The 16,885-nt window shown below is 37.5% G+C and carries 14 protein-coding genes and 1 riboswitch; of the genes, 10 read left to right on the top strand and 4 right to left on the bottom strand.

The genetic code is table 11. The features are described 5' to 3' along the window. Nucleotides 1-245: 245 nt before the first annotated feature. Entirely contained in the window at nucleotides 246-1,412 is a 1,167-nt protein-coding gene (locus FCJ93_RS05340; RefSeq protein ID WP_137743094.1) for a pyridoxal phosphate-dependent aminotransferase, read from the bottom strand. 81 nt (nucleotides 1,413-1,493) lie between these two features. On the opposite strand from FCJ93_RS05340, the gene FCJ93_RS05335 reads away from it, so the two are divergent. The 8 genes from FCJ93_RS05335 to FCJ93_RS05300 all read left to right on the top strand — a co-directional run bounded on the left by FCJ93_RS05335 (nucleotide 1,494) and on the right by FCJ93_RS05300 (nucleotide 11,079). Then, a complete protein-coding gene (locus FCJ93_RS05335; RefSeq protein WP_095306293.1) occupies nucleotides 1,494-2,303 on the top strand; it encodes a carbon-nitrogen family hydrolase in 810 nt (269 codons plus the stop codon). 105 nt (nucleotides 2,304-2,408) lie between these two features. Further along, nucleotides 2,409-2,514: riboswitch (SAM riboswitch) on the top strand. A 298-nt stretch (nucleotides 2,515-2,812) separates the two neighbouring features. Next, nucleotides 2,813-3,826, top strand: coding sequence for a methionine ABC transporter ATP-binding protein (locus FCJ93_RS05330; RefSeq protein ID WP_137743093.1), 1,014 nt, complete (start codon nucleotides 2,813-2,815; stop codon nucleotides 3,824-3,826). Then, entirely contained in the window at nucleotides 3,816-4,487 is a 672-nt protein-coding gene (locus tag FCJ93_RS05325; RefSeq protein WP_095306291.1) for a methionine ABC transporter permease, read from the top strand. Before FCJ93_RS05330 ends, FCJ93_RS05325 begins: the two co-directional genes overlap by 11 nt. Before the next feature lie 51 nt (nucleotides 4,488-4,538). Continuing rightward, nucleotides 4,539-5,369, top strand: a complete 831-nt coding sequence (locus FCJ93_RS05320; protein WP_095306290.1) for a MetQ/NlpA family ABC transporter substrate-binding protein — start codon at nucleotides 4,539-4,541, stop codon at nucleotides 5,367-5,369. A gap of 61 nt (nucleotides 5,370-5,430) precedes the next feature. After that, a complete protein-coding gene (locus tag FCJ93_RS05315) occupies nucleotides 5,431-6,522 on the top strand; it encodes an iron-containing alcohol dehydrogenase family protein (RefSeq protein ID WP_095306289.1) in 1,092 nt (363 codons plus the stop codon). A gap of 344 nt (nucleotides 6,523-6,866) precedes the next feature. Beyond that, a complete protein-coding gene (locus FCJ93_RS05310; RefSeq protein ID WP_095306288.1) occupies nucleotides 6,867-7,535 on the top strand; it encodes a TetR/AcrR family transcriptional regulator in 669 nt (222 codons plus the stop codon). 424 nt (nucleotides 7,536-7,959) lie between these two features. Further along, entirely contained in the window at nucleotides 7,960-10,299 is a 2,340-nt protein-coding gene (locus tag FCJ93_RS05305) for an ABC transporter permease (protein ID WP_235879422.1), read from the top strand. Nucleotides 10,300-10,317: 18 nt separating this feature from the next. Further along, nucleotides 10,318-11,079, top strand: coding sequence for an ABC transporter ATP-binding protein (locus FCJ93_RS05300; RefSeq protein WP_095306287.1), 762 nt, complete (start codon nucleotides 10,318-10,320; stop codon nucleotides 11,077-11,079). Nucleotides 11,080-11,230: 151 nt separating this feature from the next. Here the strand turns inward: FCJ93_RS05300 and FCJ93_RS05295 are convergent, their stop codons facing one another. Further along, nucleotides 11,231-11,488 carry a DUF3006 domain-containing protein gene (locus FCJ93_RS05295; protein ID WP_095306286.1) on the bottom strand — a complete coding sequence of 86 codons (258 nt, stop codon included), beginning with the start codon at nucleotides 11,486-11,488 and terminating at the stop codon, nucleotides 11,231-11,233. A gap of 1 nt (nucleotide 11,489) precedes the next feature. After that, nucleotides 11,490-12,650 (bottom strand): MBL fold metallo-hydrolase, encoded by a 1,161-nt coding sequence (locus tag FCJ93_RS05290; RefSeq protein WP_137743092.1) that lies wholly within the window; start codon nucleotides 12,648-12,650, stop codon nucleotides 11,490-11,492. Nucleotides 12,651-12,875: 225 nt separating this feature from the next. On the opposite strand from FCJ93_RS05290, the gene htpG reads away from it, so the two are divergent. Both htpG and FCJ93_RS05280 read left to right on the top strand, forming a co-directional pair. Continuing rightward, on the top strand, nucleotides 12,876-14,750 hold the full coding sequence (htpG, locus tag FCJ93_RS05285; RefSeq protein WP_095306284.1) for a molecular chaperone HtpG: 1,875 nt from the start codon (nucleotides 12,876-12,878) through the stop codon (nucleotides 14,748-14,750). 391 nt (nucleotides 14,751-15,141) lie between these two features. Further along, a complete protein-coding gene (locus FCJ93_RS05280) occupies nucleotides 15,142-16,632 on the top strand; it encodes an alanine/glycine:cation symporter family protein (protein WP_137743091.1) in 1,491 nt (496 codons plus the stop codon). 84 nt (nucleotides 16,633-16,716) lie between these two features. Here FCJ93_RS05280 and FCJ93_RS05275 read toward each other — a convergent pair whose 3' ends face one another. Further along, complete coding sequence (locus FCJ93_RS05275) at nucleotides 16,717-16,860, bottom strand: FbpB family small basic protein (RefSeq protein ID WP_137743090.1); 144 nt, start codon at nucleotides 16,858-16,860, stop codon at nucleotides 16,717-16,719. Nucleotides 16,861-16,885 lie beyond the last annotated feature (25 nt).

Genomic DNA, 16,885 nt, shown 5'->3' with positions numbered 1-16,885 from the left:
TATGAACTCTTTGCTTTTTTTCAGAATAGCGTAGCCTCTCCCATGCCTGAACGAAAGGAAATGGCTAAGGATGGAATAAAGGATCATTTCTAAAAAAAACTGGTCGGGGATAATTTGAATTGCTAGTCTGATTTGGAAGCAGAAAAAACGATTGTTGGATTTATTGTTAGTAACCAGACATTTTTTTAGCTTGAATAAATGGAAAACAGCAAAAAAGCTCAGACTCGCTCTGAGCTTTTCAACAATTATTGAAAGATTTCGAGCTTGCCAATTCGCTTTACTGCCTTTACGAGCAGGTCTTCGTCAACAAGGAGTCCTACACGTACATAGCCTTCACCGAATTTGCCAAAGCCATTACCTGGTGCCACTACAACGTCTGCTTTTTCAAGCAGAAGCTCAGCAAATTGTTCGCTTGTATAGCCTGTCGGAACTGGTAACCAAGCAAAAAAAGAACCAGCGGGTGCCTCTACTTTCCAGCCGATTTCCTGACATGCTGCAATCAATGCGTTCCGTCGTTTCTCATAGCGGGCAACTAGCTCGACTACACAAGTTTGTTCCTCTGTTAATGCTGAAACAGCAGCCTTCTGGATTGCTGGAAATAAGCTTACATAAAGATGATCCTGAATGAGGTTTAATGCTTCTATAATTTTTGCGTTGCCGACTGCAAAGCCCACACGCCATCCAGCCATATTATATGTTTTCGATAATGTGTACATTTCAATTCCAATATCCTTTGCTCCTTCTGCCTGAAGAAAGCTTACTGGTTTTTTGCCATCAAAGCCAATTGCCCCATAGGCAAAATCATGAAGAATGGTTATTTGATTTTCTTTGGCAAAACGAACGGTCTCTTCAAAAAACGCCAGATCGGCTGTAGCTCCAGTTGGATTATTGGGATAATTTAAATACATCAGCTTTGCTGCCTCGACCTGTTCTTTGGCAATCGATTTAAAATCAGGTAAAAATTGATTTTCTGCTTTAAGTGGGAATAAACGATAATCTGCATTAGCAAGCACAGCACCTGAAAGATAATCAGGGTAGCCGGGGTCAGGAAGAAGCATGAGCTCACCTTCATTTAACAAACAGAGAGGCAATTCGACAAGACCAGTTTTAGTACCAAAAAGAATGGCCACCTCTCGATTAGGATCGATTTCAATTCCATATTGGGTTTGGTAGAAGTGGGCAGCAGCTTCTCTTAATTCCTGTAGTCCGCGAAAGGGTGAGTATTTGTGCATATTCGGATCCTCCGCTGCATGCTGAAGTGCTTTCACAATATGACTTGGGGTCGGCTGATCGGGATTGCCTTGGCCTAAATTGATGATATCTCTGCCTTCTGCTAATGCTTTATTGACTTTCTCAACAAGATTAGCAAAAAATTGAACGGGTAGTTTTTTTAATCTTTCGGAATATTCCATATGTTCCACCTTTAAAAAGTATTTGCGATTTTATATCAAATTCTATAATCTTTAAATAAAAATGTCTAGAGGGAGGCAAATATGAAAATTGCATGTGTGCAAATGAATATCGAATTTGGTGAACCGATAAAAAACTTTGCTGCTGTTAAACGCTATATAGAAGAGGCAGCAAATAACGGAAGTGATACGATTGTGTTACCTGAGATGTGGAGCACAGGCTATGCTTTAACTGAGCTTAATAGAATAGCAGATGAGAATGGAGAGAAGACGAAACAGTTTTTACAAAGTCTTGCTTATCAACATCGAGTAAATATTGTTGGGGGATCTGTTGCAACAAAGCGAAGTGAGCGATTCTATAATACGATGTATGTGATAGATAAAGGAGGAAGCGTTGTTTCTGAATATGATAAAGCTCATTTGTTCAGGCTGATGGACGAACACCTTTATATGGAGCCCGGACAAAAGCTGAACCGATTTCAGCTTGACGACGTCGAATGCGCTGGAATCATCTGCTATGATTTGAGATTTCCTGAATGGATTCGTACCCATATATTACTAGGTGCAAAAGTAGTCTTTGTTCCTGCAGAATGGCCGAAAAAGAGAATTGATCATTGGCAATTATTACTACAGGCAAGAGCAATCGAAAATCAATGCTATATTGTCGCCGTTAATCGTGTCGGAACTGATCCCGACAATGAATTTAATGGACATTCAATGATCATAGCCCCATGGGGGGAGCTCCTCGTCACGAACGAAGAGGAAGAAGGTATTTTTTACGCGGAAATTGATATGAAGGAAGTGGAAGATGTGAGGCAAAGGATTCCCGTATTTGCAGATAGACGTGAGGAATTGTATTCTCTTAAAAAAAGTTTTTTTCATGAAACGGATTGATATCCACGATGTAAGCGCATTACATAAAAAAGGATAGTAAATTTACTATTGACAGAAAATTTGTCCACTAGTATTATCTAAATTACATTCTAATTAAAATTTTCAAACTTATCCAGAGTGACCGAGGGACATGGCCCTATGACGTCCGGCAACCCCCTATTTTGGGAAGGTGCCAATTCCTGCAGAATGTTTACATTCTGAAAGATAAGTCGAGATATAGTATTTCGATGCGTCTTTCAGTAGAAAGGCGCATTTTTTAATGGTTTAGTAGACTATTCCGTGATGTTGCCTACTTGTAATAAATATTCTTTCAAACTTCAGGTTGTTCCGTTCGAGAATTGCTACCGCAGGTTCATATTTCCTTTTGCGAAAGAGAATAGGCCGTTATTGTTTATCCGTTGATTAATATAATGAAAAGCTGCTAGAGGATGATTTTAAGCAGTACTAATTTCAATTTTAATTGCTCCGAAGGCGATTCTTACTAAGTAGGTGAAGAATGGGGTATGTGTATGATAGAAATTCAAAATCTTTCAAAAATATATAAAACAAAAAAGGGCGAAGTTAATGGTGTTGATAATGTCTCACTATCCATTGAGAAAGGTGAGATCTATGGGATTGTCGGCTATTCAGGTGCTGGCAAGAGCTCATTGCTCCGCTGCATTAATTTACTAGAGCGACCAACGTCTGGACATTTAACAGTTGATGGAGTAGACCTTACTGTGCTACGTGGTGAACCTTTAAGATTAGCTCGCTTAAAAATCGGAATGATCTTTCAACATTTTTATTTAATTAGTCAGAAAACAGTCTATGAAAATATTGCTTTTGCTTTAAAGGCAGCAAAGGTGCCCGCCAAAGAAAGGATAGATAGAGTGGAGAAGCTTCTTGAAATGGTTGGGCTTTCCGATAAACGGGATGTTTATCCTTCACAGTTAAGTGGTGGACAAAAGCAAAGAGTAGCAATTGCAAGAGCATTAGCCAACAATCCAAAAGTATTGCTTTGCGATGAAGCGACATCGGCTCTTGACCCAACCACAACAAAATCAATATTGAATTTGCTTAAGAAAATCAATCAAGAATTAAAGATCACTATTGTCTTAATCACACATGAAATGAATGTAGTGAAAGAAATTTGTAATCGTATGGCAATTATGCAGGAAGGAAGAGTCGTGGAAGAAGGGGCTGTTTACAATATTTTTGCCAGTCCGAAAACAGAGCTTGCCAAGGAGTTTATTGCGAGCGTAGTGTCTTATGATATTCCTGAAACGATTGCGAATAGCTGTGAAGGCCCGCTCGTAAAGGTGACGTTCCGCGGAAAAGTAGCAGGGGAAGGTGTTATTTCAGATACCTTACAACAATATCAGGTTAAGGGAAATTTTTTGCATGGTTCTATTGAGTACATTCAAGATTTACCGCTTGGCATTTTTGTAATGGAATTAAAGGGCGCAAAGGAAGAAATTAAACAAGCGCTAAAATATATTGAAGAGCGTGACGCACAGGTGGAGGTGTTGCGAGATGGGGTTTGATTTCGGACATTTCGTCGAACTTTTACCAGATATTAATACAGCCTTTCTCCAAACGATTTACATGATATCGATTTCTCTTGCCGTTGCTGTCATTGTTGGACTTCCAATTGGCATCCTTTTGTATATTACAGATAAAGGGCTGTTTTGGGAAAATCAAGCTGTTCAAAGTATGTTAGGATTTATCGTAAATTTAGTTCGTTCGATCCCTTTTATCATTTTATTAGTAGCGCTGATTCCACTCACTAAAGCTATTGTTGGTACTCAAATTGGTCCGGCAGCGGCAAGCGTCTCCCTTTCGGTTGCAGCCATTCCTTTTTTTGCACGCATAGTAGAAACGGCGTTAAGAGAAATTGATAAAGGTGTTATTGAAGCGGCTATTGCGGCTGGAGCGACACCGTGGATGATTATTAAAGATGTTCTACTTTTAGAAGCAAAGTCAGGGATTATCTCTGGAATTACGTTAACACTTATTAGTTTAATTGGTTTTTCAGCGATGGCTGGAACTGTTGGTGGTGGGGGAATCGGGGATTTGGCCATTCGATTCGGCTATTATCGTTATGATAATACGATCATGATTGCGACAGTCCTTATTCTCGTCATCTTAGTTCAGGTGATTCAAATCCTTGGTGATTTTATCGCAAAAGTTGTTGATAAGAGATAGCATATATAACGATATAAAAGAAATCTATGAGAGAGAAAGTGGGAAGAAAAAATGAAAAAATGGTTAAAATTAACGTTTGCCTTGTTTGTATTAGGTTTTCTAGCAGCATGCGGGAACAATGATTCAAATTCTGCTGGAGAAGGTGAAGAAACAAAGGAAATTCAAATTGGGGCAACAGCAGGTCCATACAGTGATATGCTAAAGAAGGCAATTATCCCGGGTCTTGAGGAAAAAGGATACAAAGTTAAGGTGATTGAGTTCAGCGACTATATTCAACCAAACAATGCATTGGATAATGGTGATATTCAGGCAAATCTGTTCCAACATACGATCTATTTAGAAAATTTTGCGAAAGAAAATAATATGGATTTAACAGCATTAATCACAGTTCCAACTGCACCTATGGGAATATACTCTAATGAATTTACAACGATTGAAGAAATTTCTGACGGTGCAACGATTACGATTCCCAATGATCCAACCAATGCAGCACGCGCATTTAATACACTTCAAGAGGAAGGATTAATTATTCTTGATGAAAAAGCGGACCCGTTAACAGTTTCTGAAAAAGATATAATTGAAAACAAGAAAAATCTAAAATTCGAACCAATTGAAGCTGGACAACTTCCGCGCTCGGTGGAGAGTGCTGACCTTGCCGCAGTTCCAGGAAATTTTGCTCTTGCTGCAGGTATGGATTTATTAAGTGCTTTAGCATTAGAGAATATGCTTGATTCATATCGCAATGTAGTTGCTGTGAAAACTGAGAATAAGGATGATCAGCTTGCAAAAGACATTGTCGAAATTGTTCAATCTGATGCGTTTGAAAAGGTGATCGATGAAGAGTTCCAAGGTTTTGGTAAACCAGAGTGGATGAATGAATAATGTAATTGTTTGACCCACTTCGAAGAGAGTGGGTCTTTTTATAGAGGAAGGAGGACACTTTATGCAGTCATTTTCCGTACACGGAGCACCAAGTGAGTATATTTTACAAGAGGGAGCTCTTGAGCTTCTTGAAGGAAAGCTTGTGGAGAGAGGACTTAAAAATATCCTCGTTGTTCATGGCGTGAAGTCGTGGAATGCAGTTCAGCCATATTGGCCAATGTTATCAAAAGTTGTTTATCAGGAGCATACTTATGGCGGGGAGTGTTCTTTAGAAGAAATAACCGAACTAGCAAAGGCTGTACAAAAGCATGCTTTTGATGGGGTAGTCGGTGTTGGCGGAGGAAAGGTACTCGATTTAGTGAAAGCAGTTTGCGATATGACTCATACTCAAGCAATTTTAGTTCCGACACTTGCATCCAACTGCTCACCATGGACACCCCTTAGTGTATTATACGATCAGACTGGTGCTTTCATCAGATATGACGTTTATCCCATCTGTGCTAGTTTAGTCTTAATAGAGCCCAATATTTTACTTCATGCCCCAAAAGCAATGTTTATCGCAGGAATTGGCGATACACTGGCAAAATGGTATGAAGCTGATGTGCAAATGGAAAGATTACCCAATAAACCGGTTCCATTGCAAATATCTCATTATACTGCATTGCAGTGTAAAAATCTTCTCATGGGACATTCAGAAGGAGCGATTAAAGCGGTTAATAATGGCATGTTAAATGATGATTTCATTAAAGTTGTTGAGGCAATCATCGTTTTAGGGGGAATGGTTGGAGGCTTTGGTGACCACTATGGGCGTATTGCTGGTGCCCATTCCATTCATAACGGCTTAACTGCGTTAGTTGCAACCCATCATATTTTGCACGGTAATAAGGTAGCATATGGCATTCTTGTACAGCTTGTTTTAGAAGGTAAACAACATGAAATTGAATTATTGCTTCCATTTTATCGCCGACTTGGCTTACCGTATTCACTTAAGGAATTAGGAATTCAAGAAATAGAGGACGATATCGTTACTATGATCGCCGAAAAATCTACATTAAAAGGAGAATCCATTCATGTTTTGCCGATCGGAATTATTGATGCAGATATGGTTAAAAAGGCCATATATGAGTTAGAAACAGTGATTACGAGGAAATGAGCAAATTGGGTAGAAAAATTTCCATTCTGATCGTGAAATTTTGTCGTTCACAGTGAAGCTTTTGATAGAAATTGCTGAAAATAACATCAAGTCTGGCGGAAATGAGCCAAATAAATAAAAAAACCTGGATAAGTGCGGACTGTGTTTTGCAATTTCTCCAGGTTTTTTCGTTTAACTCGTTTAGGCTGTTTATATTCACAAATTCAGTTAAGTACGCATCAGAATTCTTTTTGGGTAATTGTAAACGTTTAGTTAAAACTTAGTAAAAGCTCTTGATTATTATGGGCATAAAGATTATGATTTCATTAGACCGACGGTCGGTCTAATGAAAATGGAGGGTGAAAATGAGAATTTCGAAACCACATGATGAACGTAGAAATGAAATATTAGATGCTGCTGAAATGTTATTTACGATGAAGGGTTATTCAAAGACGACCGTGAATGCCATTTTGAAAGAAGTTGGGATAGCCAAAGGGACCTTTTATCACTATTTTCAATCGAAGGAAGAAGTCATGGATGCTGTTGTCCAACGCTTTATTGATAGTGGGGTGAATATGGCAAAATCGATTGCTGCCAAACCAGATTTAAAGGCACCAGAAAAGCTCTTTCAAATTCTTATGGCTCAAAGAACAGATTCGGCCCGCAAAGAAGGCATGATTGAAGAGCTGCATGAGGCAAATAATGCAGAGATGCATCAGAAAAGCCTTGTTGAAACGATTCAACAATTAACCCCAATATTAACGAAGGTGATTGAACAAGGGATTGCGGAGGGATGCTTTTCAACCCCTTATCCAAAGGAAACAATCGAAATTTTATTGGTCTCTTCTCAGTTTTTATTTGATGAGGGAATCTTTGGCTGGCAGTCGGATGAACTTCTGCAGAAAGTGGTCGCTTTTGTTTATATCGTTGAAACAACATTAGGAGCAGAAAAAGGAAGCTTTAATTATCTGTTAGAGATGATGATGCCGTTGAATATGACGGAAGATGGAGAGGATGAAAACCACTCTTTATAAATGGGATGGTCAGCATGTTGGAATCAATTATCGTTGTGAAGGATTTTGTTAAGAAGATGGCAACTTTGCTGAAGTGAATAAAGGATGGGGTTAAGAGGTTTTGTAAGCCGAACAGAGCGGGGAAAATTACGACGATACATTCACTTTCTACTATTTCTGAGAAAACCTCAGGTTTTTTAACGATTGATGGAAAGGGTCTTTCAGGGGAAAAGAAGCTGTTCGCAACAATTAGCCTTTCAGGTGAACAGTTTTATCATCACTCCACAGCTAAGTATTATAATTGTTTTTCTATTTGGTCTAATATGTTTATTTCTTGCGACAACCACTTTTTTGTAGGTGGACTTCATGTTGATGGATCGCTCAAATGTGCAAAAGGATATTTTCCAGCAATAGATTTTTCTTGAAAGAGGAAGGGAGAAACTCGGTGCTTCTAAAAATATTACGAAGAGATTTGCAAAAGAAGAAAAGCATTACGGGTGTTTTATTTTTATTTGTATTTCTTGCAGCTATTCTTATTGCCTGTGGAACAGGAATGATTAGTAAGTTATTTCAGTCGATGGACTATTTATTTATGAAAGCAGAAACCCCTCATTTTGTACAGATGCATGCAGGAGAAATAAACAAGCAGGAAATAGAGGAGTGGGCAATGAATCATCCGCTGGTGAGCAAGCAGCAAACGGTAGAGATGCTTAACATCGATGGAACAAAGCTATTGCTTGGAAATAAGCAGGAGCCTGAAATAAACAGTGTCATGGATATAAGCTTTGTGAAACAAAACGACACATTTGATTATTTACTCGATCTGGAAAATGAACTCATTCACCTTTCTTCTGGTGAAATTGCTGTCCCTATTTACTATATGGTGCGTGATCATTTGCAAATAGGTGATGAAGTGAGCATTATAAATGGGACTGAAAGGATTACATTTACAATCTCTCATTTTCTCCGTGATTCACTTATGAATCCTTCCATGGTTCATTCGAAGAGATTTTTAGTTAGTGATGAAGATTATCAACTATTGAACACCCATATAAAAGAGAGCGAGTATTTAATCGAATTTCTGTTAACAGATATCAAGCAATTGAATAATTTTAGCCAGTCTTATCAGGAATCTCCATTGCCAAGCGGCGGGCCCACTCTTGATTACCAAACTTTTAAAATACTAAATGGTCTTACGGAGGGTATTCTGGCAGTTACGATTATTTTTATTAGTCTACTGCTTATCGTTATCGCTGTTTTATGCTTAAGGTTGACGATATTGGCAACATTGGAAGAAGACTATCGGGAGATTGGCGTTATGAAAGCGATTGGAATCAATCAAGCATACATGAAAAAAATATATTTGAGTAAATATGTGGTCATTGCAGCGGCAGCGTCCATGTTTGGCTATCTCGTATCCCTATGGTTCAGCCCGTTGTTTACACAAAATATGGCTACTTATTTAGGGTTGGCTCCAAGAAATATTGTCGATTATGGCACTCCTTTTGTTGCTGCTCTCTTAATATATATTTTTTGCATCGCCTGTTGTCGAATGACGTTAAGAAAATTTAGTCATATCAGTGCAGTAGAGGCGCTTCGGGCTGGGAAGACGGGCAGTATATCAAAAGGACAGAGCATTCTTCCTATTTATAAAAATCGGTTCGTTCCTATCAATCTTTTGCTAGCAATAAAGGATTTATGTAACAGAGGAAGAATTTATCTATTATTATTTGTTGTTTACATTATCTGCACCTTTATCATGATTGTACCCGTGAATTTTTTGAATACAATACATTCTTCCAGTTTCATCACCTATATGGGAATAGGACAAAGCGATTTAAGGATTGATCTCCAGCAGTCTGAAGATATGAGCGCACGATTTGGCGAAATTCTCACCTATATTGAAAAGGATGCTGATGTTGAAAAATTCACTCCACTAGTAGTAAAGCGGCTGAAAGTAGTCGGTAGTGATGGACGATTGGAAAACATGAATGTCGAGACAGGAGATATGTCCCTTTTCCCATTGGAATATTTAAAAGGAAATTTACCGAAAAAAGAAAATGAAATTGCCCTATCGTATTTAAACAGTGAGGAGTTAAAAAAGGACGTTGGAGATATTCTCCAGCTAGAGGTCGATGGAAAAATGAAAGATTTGATTGTAAGTGGCATTTATCAAGATATAACAAATGGCGGTCGAACTGCAAAAGCGATTTTTCCAACTAATCATGAACAAGCGCTATGGTATGTTATTAGCTTAAATTTAATGAATGATGTGGATGTCCCAGATAAGATGCAGGAGTATTTAAAAGTTTTTCACCCGGCTAAAGTAACAGATATAAAAGGTTACTTAGCAGAAACGTTAGGCGATACAATTGAACAGTTAAGACTGTTAACGATTATAGCGATTGTCATTACATTAGGAATCTCTATTTTAATTTCAACACTTTTTGTGAAAATGATTGTTGTGAAGGACTCATCACAAAATGCTATATTGCGAAGCATCGGATTCTCGTTAAGGGATATTCAAGGGCAATATGTTATTCGATTACTTGCGGTTTTATTTGCAGCAATCATATCTGGAACGATTTTAGCAAACACTGTTGGACAGAACTTTGTCAGCGCACTATGGTCAATGATGGGTGCTGCAAGAATTGAGTTTGTAATTAATCCTGTTCATGCGTATCTTCTTTGTCCATTTCTTTTATTAGTAGCTGTTACGGTCACAACATTCATCAGTACTAACTCAATTGCAAACAATAAAATTTCTGAAATGAATGCAGATTAATCAGGAGGGAAGTGAAGAATGAAAACGATACTGGAAGCGAAGGAACTTAGTAAATTTTCGGATGATAAGGAAAGCGGTCAAATATTAAAAACAGTGAACCTTCAGGTAAAAGAAGGAGAATTTGTTTCGATTATGGGTCCTTCGGGCTCTGGAAAATCAACATTACTCTACAATATAAGTGGAATGGATAAAGCATCTGAAGGAAATGTAATTTTAGATGGAGAGGAAATAGCGTTGCTATCTGAAAAAGAGTTGTCAAGATTACGTTTAAATGACATGGGGTTTATTTTTCAGCAAATCCATTTATTAAAAAATCTGTCCATTTTCGATAATATTGTTTTATCTGCTTATTTGGCGGAAAAGAATAGCCGAGAACTGATAAATAAAAGAGCGATTGAATTAATGAAAAAAACAGGAATTCTCTCGCTGAAAGATCATGCTATCACTCACGCTTCTGGAGGGCAGCTGCAAAGAGTTGCCATTTGCCGAGCGCTTATTAATCAGCCCAAGATTATTTTTGCCGATGAGCCAACCGGTGCGCTAAATTCAAAAGCAGCAGCGGAAATCATGGAACTTTTAATTGAAATCAATCAGACAGGGACTGCTATTTTATTGGTGACACATGATTTAAAAGTTGCGGCGAAAACAGAGCGGGTTCTGTATATGTTAGATGGAAATCTAGTCGGAGAAAAGAAGCTCGGGAAATATCAATTGATTAATAAGGAGCTGCGCGAGAGAGAAGAAGTGCTTTCGCAGTGGTTAGCAAAAATGGATTTTTAATAAAATCTCTTTTAATCATGACATAGGTGGACCTTGTGAGGTGAGTGCATTCACATATGTCCACCTTTAAAAAATTGGAGGCGAGCAAACGATTTGTGAATGAGTTTTACGTCCATATTTGCTAAAAATATAACTGGTTTACCTAGCATTTCTATTTTTTGAATTTACTTTCCTTTTTCTTAGAACGAAGTTGAGCCATTAGGTGATTGACAGATTTTTTGGCCGAGTTTGTACTTTCATCGTCCAGTTCCATTTTTATTATTTCATTATTTTCTAACGTCAACGTTAGCCACATTCCTGGAGAAGCTCCAGTTGGCAGCTGGTCGATCGGCTTTATATGCTGTTTCTTACTTTCTTCAAGTAAGAGCACAGCAAAGCTTTCTTCAAAGCGATCAATATAGGCTTTCATATCAATTCCCTCCTATACAAGCTAATCCTTCTTTTTTAATATCATTGATCCGCGCCGGTCCAATTCCATTAATCTTTTCTAGTTCTTCAATAGAATAGTAGGGCCTCAAGGCAATTAAATCATGCGCTCGTTCTGGACCAATATGTACAATGCCTTCAATTTCTTCTGCTCTCGCAGTGTTTATATCGATGCAACTTCCATTACTTTTATTCTGTATATCCATTTCACTAGGCTGTTCAAATGTCTTTCCAGCGGGTACTTGTCCGGCTTTTTTTGTTTTTATCGTGTATGTTTTTCCATCGGTTGTAACAATAACTGTACCATCAACGTCTGTGCCATAAAGAGCTATTCCAGAATTTTTGATAAGGGACACAACTTCTTCATGAGGGTGACCATATGAGTTGTCGTTTCCAGCGCTGTATATGGCGACCTCAGGTCGGACTGCTTGTAAAAATTCTTCGCTCGTAGAGGTAGACGAGCCATGATGACCGAGCTGCAAAAAGGTAGCTTGTAACTGAGCGCCACTTTCGATCATTTCTTTTTCACTCTTTTTTTCTGCATCGCCTGTAAAAACAAAACTAACTTCACCATACGTTATTTTCATGGAAATTGATTCTTCATTTGCTTTCCCACTGATTTCTTGCGGATATAGAATATCTATTTGCAGAGGTCCTAGCTTATAGCTTTCACCCATTCTTGGCTCAACATAATCAACGTTATTTTCACTTATTGCCATTAAAACTCGCTGGAAAGTATCCGATTGACTTGTATTGCCTGAAAGCCATACTTCATCGACATCAAAATGATTAAGGACTTGATCCATCTGGCCAATATGATCTGCATCCGGATGAGTGCCAATTGCAATATTGATTTTTTCAAGTCCGGCTTCTTCAAGATAGCTGACAACTTCATTTCCTGTGAAGTCTCCTGAGTCGATTAAAATCACATATTGCTTATCGTTTTCTGCTACTTGAAAAAGTGTAGCATCAGCTTGACCAACATCTAAAAAATGAACATTCAGTTCTCCATCAGGAAATTGGTTTTCGCTCGATATATCCAAGTTTGCTGATGCTGGATTTTTATCGAAGTTACTTGAAGGCTGTTGGATGTTGCAGCTGACTAAAATTAGAATCACAGTGATCGAAAAAAGTAAGTTTTTCAATTAAAACCTCCTGCTTGTATTATGCTCGTGATGTTTGCTCGCACCCATTATTCTATCATATGAAAGGTAGAAAAATGATAAAATCAAAATTTTCGTTGTCCGTAACTATTGCTTAATGGTTGTTAATTGACACTTTTTTATTTATGTGATATTTAAAATATTGAATATTAGCACTCGCGAGATAAGAGTGCTAATCTATCAAAAGTATTGGGAAGGAGCAAGGTTATGGAAAAGAGACAGTTTCAAGCAGAATCCAAACGGCTACTAGAAATGATGATTAATTCTATTTATTCTCAAAAGGAAGTGTTTTTAAGAGAATTAATCTCCAATGCAAGCGATGCAATCGATAAAATTTATTATAAGGCTTTAACTGATGAGGAGCTAACCTTTAACCAGGATGATTATTACATAAAAGTAGTGGCAAATAAAGAAGAGCGGACATTAAAAATCATAGATACTGGTATAGGGATGACGAAGGAGGAGCTTGAAAATAACCTTGGCGTTATTGCTAAAAGTGGCTCTCTAGCTTTTAAAACAGAAAATGAAATTAAAGATGGCCATGATATCATTGGTCAATTTGGCGTTGGTTTTTATGCGGCTTTCATGGTTGCTGATGTTGTGACAGTCATAAGCCGAGCACTTGGGAGCGATGAGGCTTATAAATGGCAATCAGAAGGGGCTGATGGCTACACAATCGAACCAACCGAGAAAGATGAAGTTGGAACAGAGATTATTTTAAAAATCAAAGAAAATGGCGAGGAAGAATCGTATGAGGAATATTTAGATGAGTATCGTCTGCAAACGATTATAAAAAAATACTCAGATTTTATTCGCTATCCAATTAAAATGGAGCTTACAAAAAGCAGGAAAAAGGAAGACAGCGAAGATGAATATGAGAATTATGTTGAAGAAGAAACCATTAATAGTATGGTTCCAATTTGGAGAAAAAATAAAAAAGAGTTGACAACTGAAGATTATGTGAATTTTTATAATGAAAAACGCTATGGCTTTGATAAACCGTTAAAGCATATCCATATCAGTGTTGATGGAACGATTCGCTACAATGCAATTCTTTATATTCCGGAAAATATTCCATTTGATTATTATTCAAAAGAATACGAAAAAGGACTTGAACTATACTCAAATGGAGTATTAATTATGAATAAATGCTCAGATCTGCTTTCTGATTATTTCAGTTTTGTAAAAGGATTGGTAGATTCGGAGGATCTTTCTTTGAATATTTCAAGAGAAATGCTCCAGCATGATCGTCAATTAAAGTTGATTGCCAAAAACATTAATAAAAAAATTAAAAGCGAGCTTCAAGCTCTCTTGAAAAACGAACGGGATAAGTATGAAGTATTTTATAAGTCATTTGGAAGACAGTTAAAATTTGGAGTATATAGTGATTTTGGGGCGAATAAAGAAACCCTTCAAGATTTGCTGATGTTCTATTCTTCTAAAGAGAAAAAGATGGTTACATTGGAGGAGTATATCTCCAGAATGCCGGAGGAGCAAAAGTACATTTACTATGCGACAGGCGAATCGGTTGAACGGATTGAGAAATTACCACAGACAGAGCTGGTGGCTGATAAAGGCTTTGAGATCCTTTATTTTACAGAGGACATTGATGAATTCGCCATCAAAATGCTCATGAATTATCAAGAAAAGGAATTTAAGTCCGTTTCCAGCGGTGACCTTGGTATTGATGAAAATGATGCTGATACGGAGAGTAAAGACGAGGAGAATACGGAACTTTTCAATGAAATGAAAGACATTCTTGCAGGGAAAGTAAAGGATGTTCGCATTTCAAAGCGTTTAAAATCTCATCCGGTATGTTTAACAGCAGATGGAGAAGTAACGATTGAAATGGAAAAAATCCTTAATGCAATGCCCGATAATCAAAATGTTAAAGCAGATAAAATTCTTGAGATAAACTCTAATCATGAAGTATTTGAAGCATTAAAGAATGCTTTTGCAAATGATAAAGATAAATTAAGCTTGTATACAAATTTACTTTACAACCAAGCACTGCTTATTGAAGGCCTGCCAATCCAAGATCCAGTAGAATTTACCAATGATATTTGTAAAATCATGAATTAATATAAGAACAGCCTCCAAAGTTGAACGGGGGCTGTTCCCATTTTTTATTCTTTATTTGCGCATGAAACGAAATTAGCCTCGGTGATTTTTTTAGTACGCAAAAATTTCTCGTTTAATAAGTGGAAGCTATAAGTTCTTTGGTTGTTAATCTGTTATTTTTAAACAATTCAGTTAACCTCGTTGTAAAATGTTAAAATAGCAATATTAATTGCCTTTTTTAAGTGAATTGATGTTTTTTGTCAGTAATACAATTAAATTTATTATTGTAGGCTAGCAATATTAAAAGAAGGTTTTGTTTTCTAAAAATTAGAAATTTATCAAAAAAATAGTTTATATTCTGACAAGCGTAATTTATAATAAAAAAGAATTACATTAATTTAGGGGGAATTATATGGAAGCTTTTGTTAATTGGCTTAATGGAATTATATGGAGTCCTGCGCTTGTTTATTTATGCTTAGGTGTAGGTCTAGTTTTTTCTATCGCAACAAAATTTTTACAAATTAGACATGTTGGTGATATGGGAAAACTAATGTTCGACCGAAACGCTTCAGATTCAGGAATTTCTTCTTTCCAAGCAATCTCAATGTCGCTAGCTGGAAGAGTTGGAACAGGAAATATTGCCGGAGTTGCAACTGCGATTGCTTTTGGAGGACCTGGTGCTGTTTTCTGGATGTGGGCAATTGCTTTTCTTGGAGCTAGCTCAGGTTTTATCGAAGCGACGCTTGGGCAAGTTTACAAAACAAAGCAAGATGGGCAATTCCGTGGGGGACCAGCTTACTATATTGAGAAAGGACTCGGAATCAAATGGTACGCGATACTGTTTGCAATTGTTACCGTTATAGCAACGGGTGCACTATTACCGGGTGTGCAATCGAATAGTTTGTCCACTGCTATAAATACGGCTTTTGGAATTAATCCTTGGATTTCCGGAATTGCTGTATGTTTAATTTTGGCGATCATTATTTTTGGTGGAGTAAAACGTATTGCAAAAACGGCCGAATTTATCGTTCCGGTTATGGCTGTTGGCTATATATTTGTAGCTCTTATAATTGTTATTATGAATATTGATAGAGTTCCAGAAGTGTTAGGATTAATTTTCTCAAGCGCATTTGCATTGAATTCAGCGTTTGGTGGTATTTTAGGTGCTGCGATCTCATGGGGAGTTAAGCGCGGAGTCTATTCAAATGAAGCAGGGCAAGGTACGGGTCCACATGCGGCCGCAGCAGCTGAAGTTTCTCATCCGGCTAAGCAAGGGCTTGTCCAAGCATTTTCTGTTTATATCGATACTTTATTTATCTGTTCAGCAACAGCGTTCATGATTTTGATCACAGGAATGTATAATGTTACTCCTGAGGGTGAAGAGGCGATTGTTGTGAATTTAGCTGAAATGGAACCAGGACCAGGGTATACTCAATCAGCCGTTGAATCAGTGATGCCTGGATTCGGTGCCCCGTTTGTTGCTATCGCTTTATTGTTCTTCACATTTACAACGATCATGGCCTATTACTACATGGCTGAAACAAATTTAGCATATATTAACCAAAAGGTAAAAAGAGTTTGGGCTGAATACCTTTTAAAATTTATTTTTATAGCGATGGTTCTTTATGGAAGCGTCAAGACAGCCGATGTTGCATGGGCTCTGGGAGATATAGGGGTAGGAAGTATGGCTTGGCTCAACATTATAGCAATCCTTCTTCTAGCAAAGCCGGCAATTGCTGTACTTAAAGATTATGAGGAGCAGAAAAAAGCTGGAAAGGATCCTGTCTTTGATCCAGTTAAAGTTGGCATTAAGGGAGCTGACTTCTGGGAGAAGGAATACAAGTATCCTGGTGCTGGTGCCAATAAAATAAAGACAACTTCCGGATCATCTGTAGACAAATAGAGAAGAAAAGTAAAAATTATGGAAAGGTCGCTCGTTTGTGGGCGTCCTTTCCTTTCTTGTTTCTTTGTTAAAAATTACGAATCTTTAGTATTTTGTCTTTGTGCTTAGCTTTTGATTATGTTTATCATCAATTAAACGTTCAATACGTGCAATTTCTTTCTTATTTGTTAAGATTTCTTGTTTATTTCGATTAATTAACGTTTGCATTGATACAAATTGCTTTCTCATTTTCAAGCTCCTTTTATCGAGAAAT

Origin of the sequence: Robertmurraya siralis (genome assembly GCF_005502275.1) — a bacterium.
In the GTDB taxonomy this organism is placed as follows: domain Bacteria; phylum Bacillota; class Bacilli; order Bacillales; family Cytobacillaceae; genus Robertmurraya; species Robertmurraya siralis.
Note: the sequence above shows the minus strand (reverse complement) of the source record. Positions and strands in the feature narration are given on the sequence as shown.

Coding starts and splice junctions, on each gene's coding strand:
- FCJ93_RS05340 (WP_137743094.1), bottom strand. CDS start 1,412: ATGGAATATTCCGAAAGATTAAAAAAACTACCCGTTCAATTTTTTGCT.
- FCJ93_RS05335 (WP_095306293.1), top strand. CDS start 1,494: ATGAAAATTGCATGTGTGCAAATGAATATCGAATTTGGTGAACCGATA.
- FCJ93_RS05330 (WP_137743093.1), top strand. CDS start 2,813: ATGATAGAAATTCAAAATCTTTCAAAAATATATAAAACAAAAAAGGGC.
- FCJ93_RS05325 (WP_095306291.1), top strand. CDS start 3,816: ATGGGGTTTGATTTCGGACATTTCGTCGAACTTTTACCAGATATTAAT.
- FCJ93_RS05320 (WP_095306290.1), top strand. CDS start 4,539: ATGAAAAAATGGTTAAAATTAACGTTTGCCTTGTTTGTATTAGGTTTT.
- FCJ93_RS05315 (WP_095306289.1), top strand. CDS start 5,431: ATGCAGTCATTTTCCGTACACGGAGCACCAAGTGAGTATATTTTACAA.
- FCJ93_RS05310 (WP_095306288.1), top strand. CDS start 6,867: ATGAGAATTTCGAAACCACATGATGAACGTAGAAATGAAATATTAGAT.
- FCJ93_RS05300 (WP_095306287.1), top strand. CDS start 10,318: ATGAAAACGATACTGGAAGCGAAGGAACTTAGTAAATTTTCGGATGAT.
- FCJ93_RS05295 (WP_095306286.1), bottom strand. CDS start 11,488: ATGAAAGCCTATATTGATCGCTTTGAAGAAAGCTTTGCTGTGCTCTTA.
- htpG (WP_095306284.1), top strand. CDS start 12,876: ATGGAAAAGAGACAGTTTCAAGCAGAATCCAAACGGCTACTAGAAATG.
- FCJ93_RS05280 (WP_137743091.1), top strand. CDS start 15,142: ATGGAAGCTTTTGTTAATTGGCTTAATGGAATTATATGGAGTCCTGCG.
- FCJ93_RS05275 (WP_137743090.1), bottom strand. CDS start 16,860: ATGAGAAAGCAATTTGTATCAATGCAAACGTTAATTAATCGAAATAAA.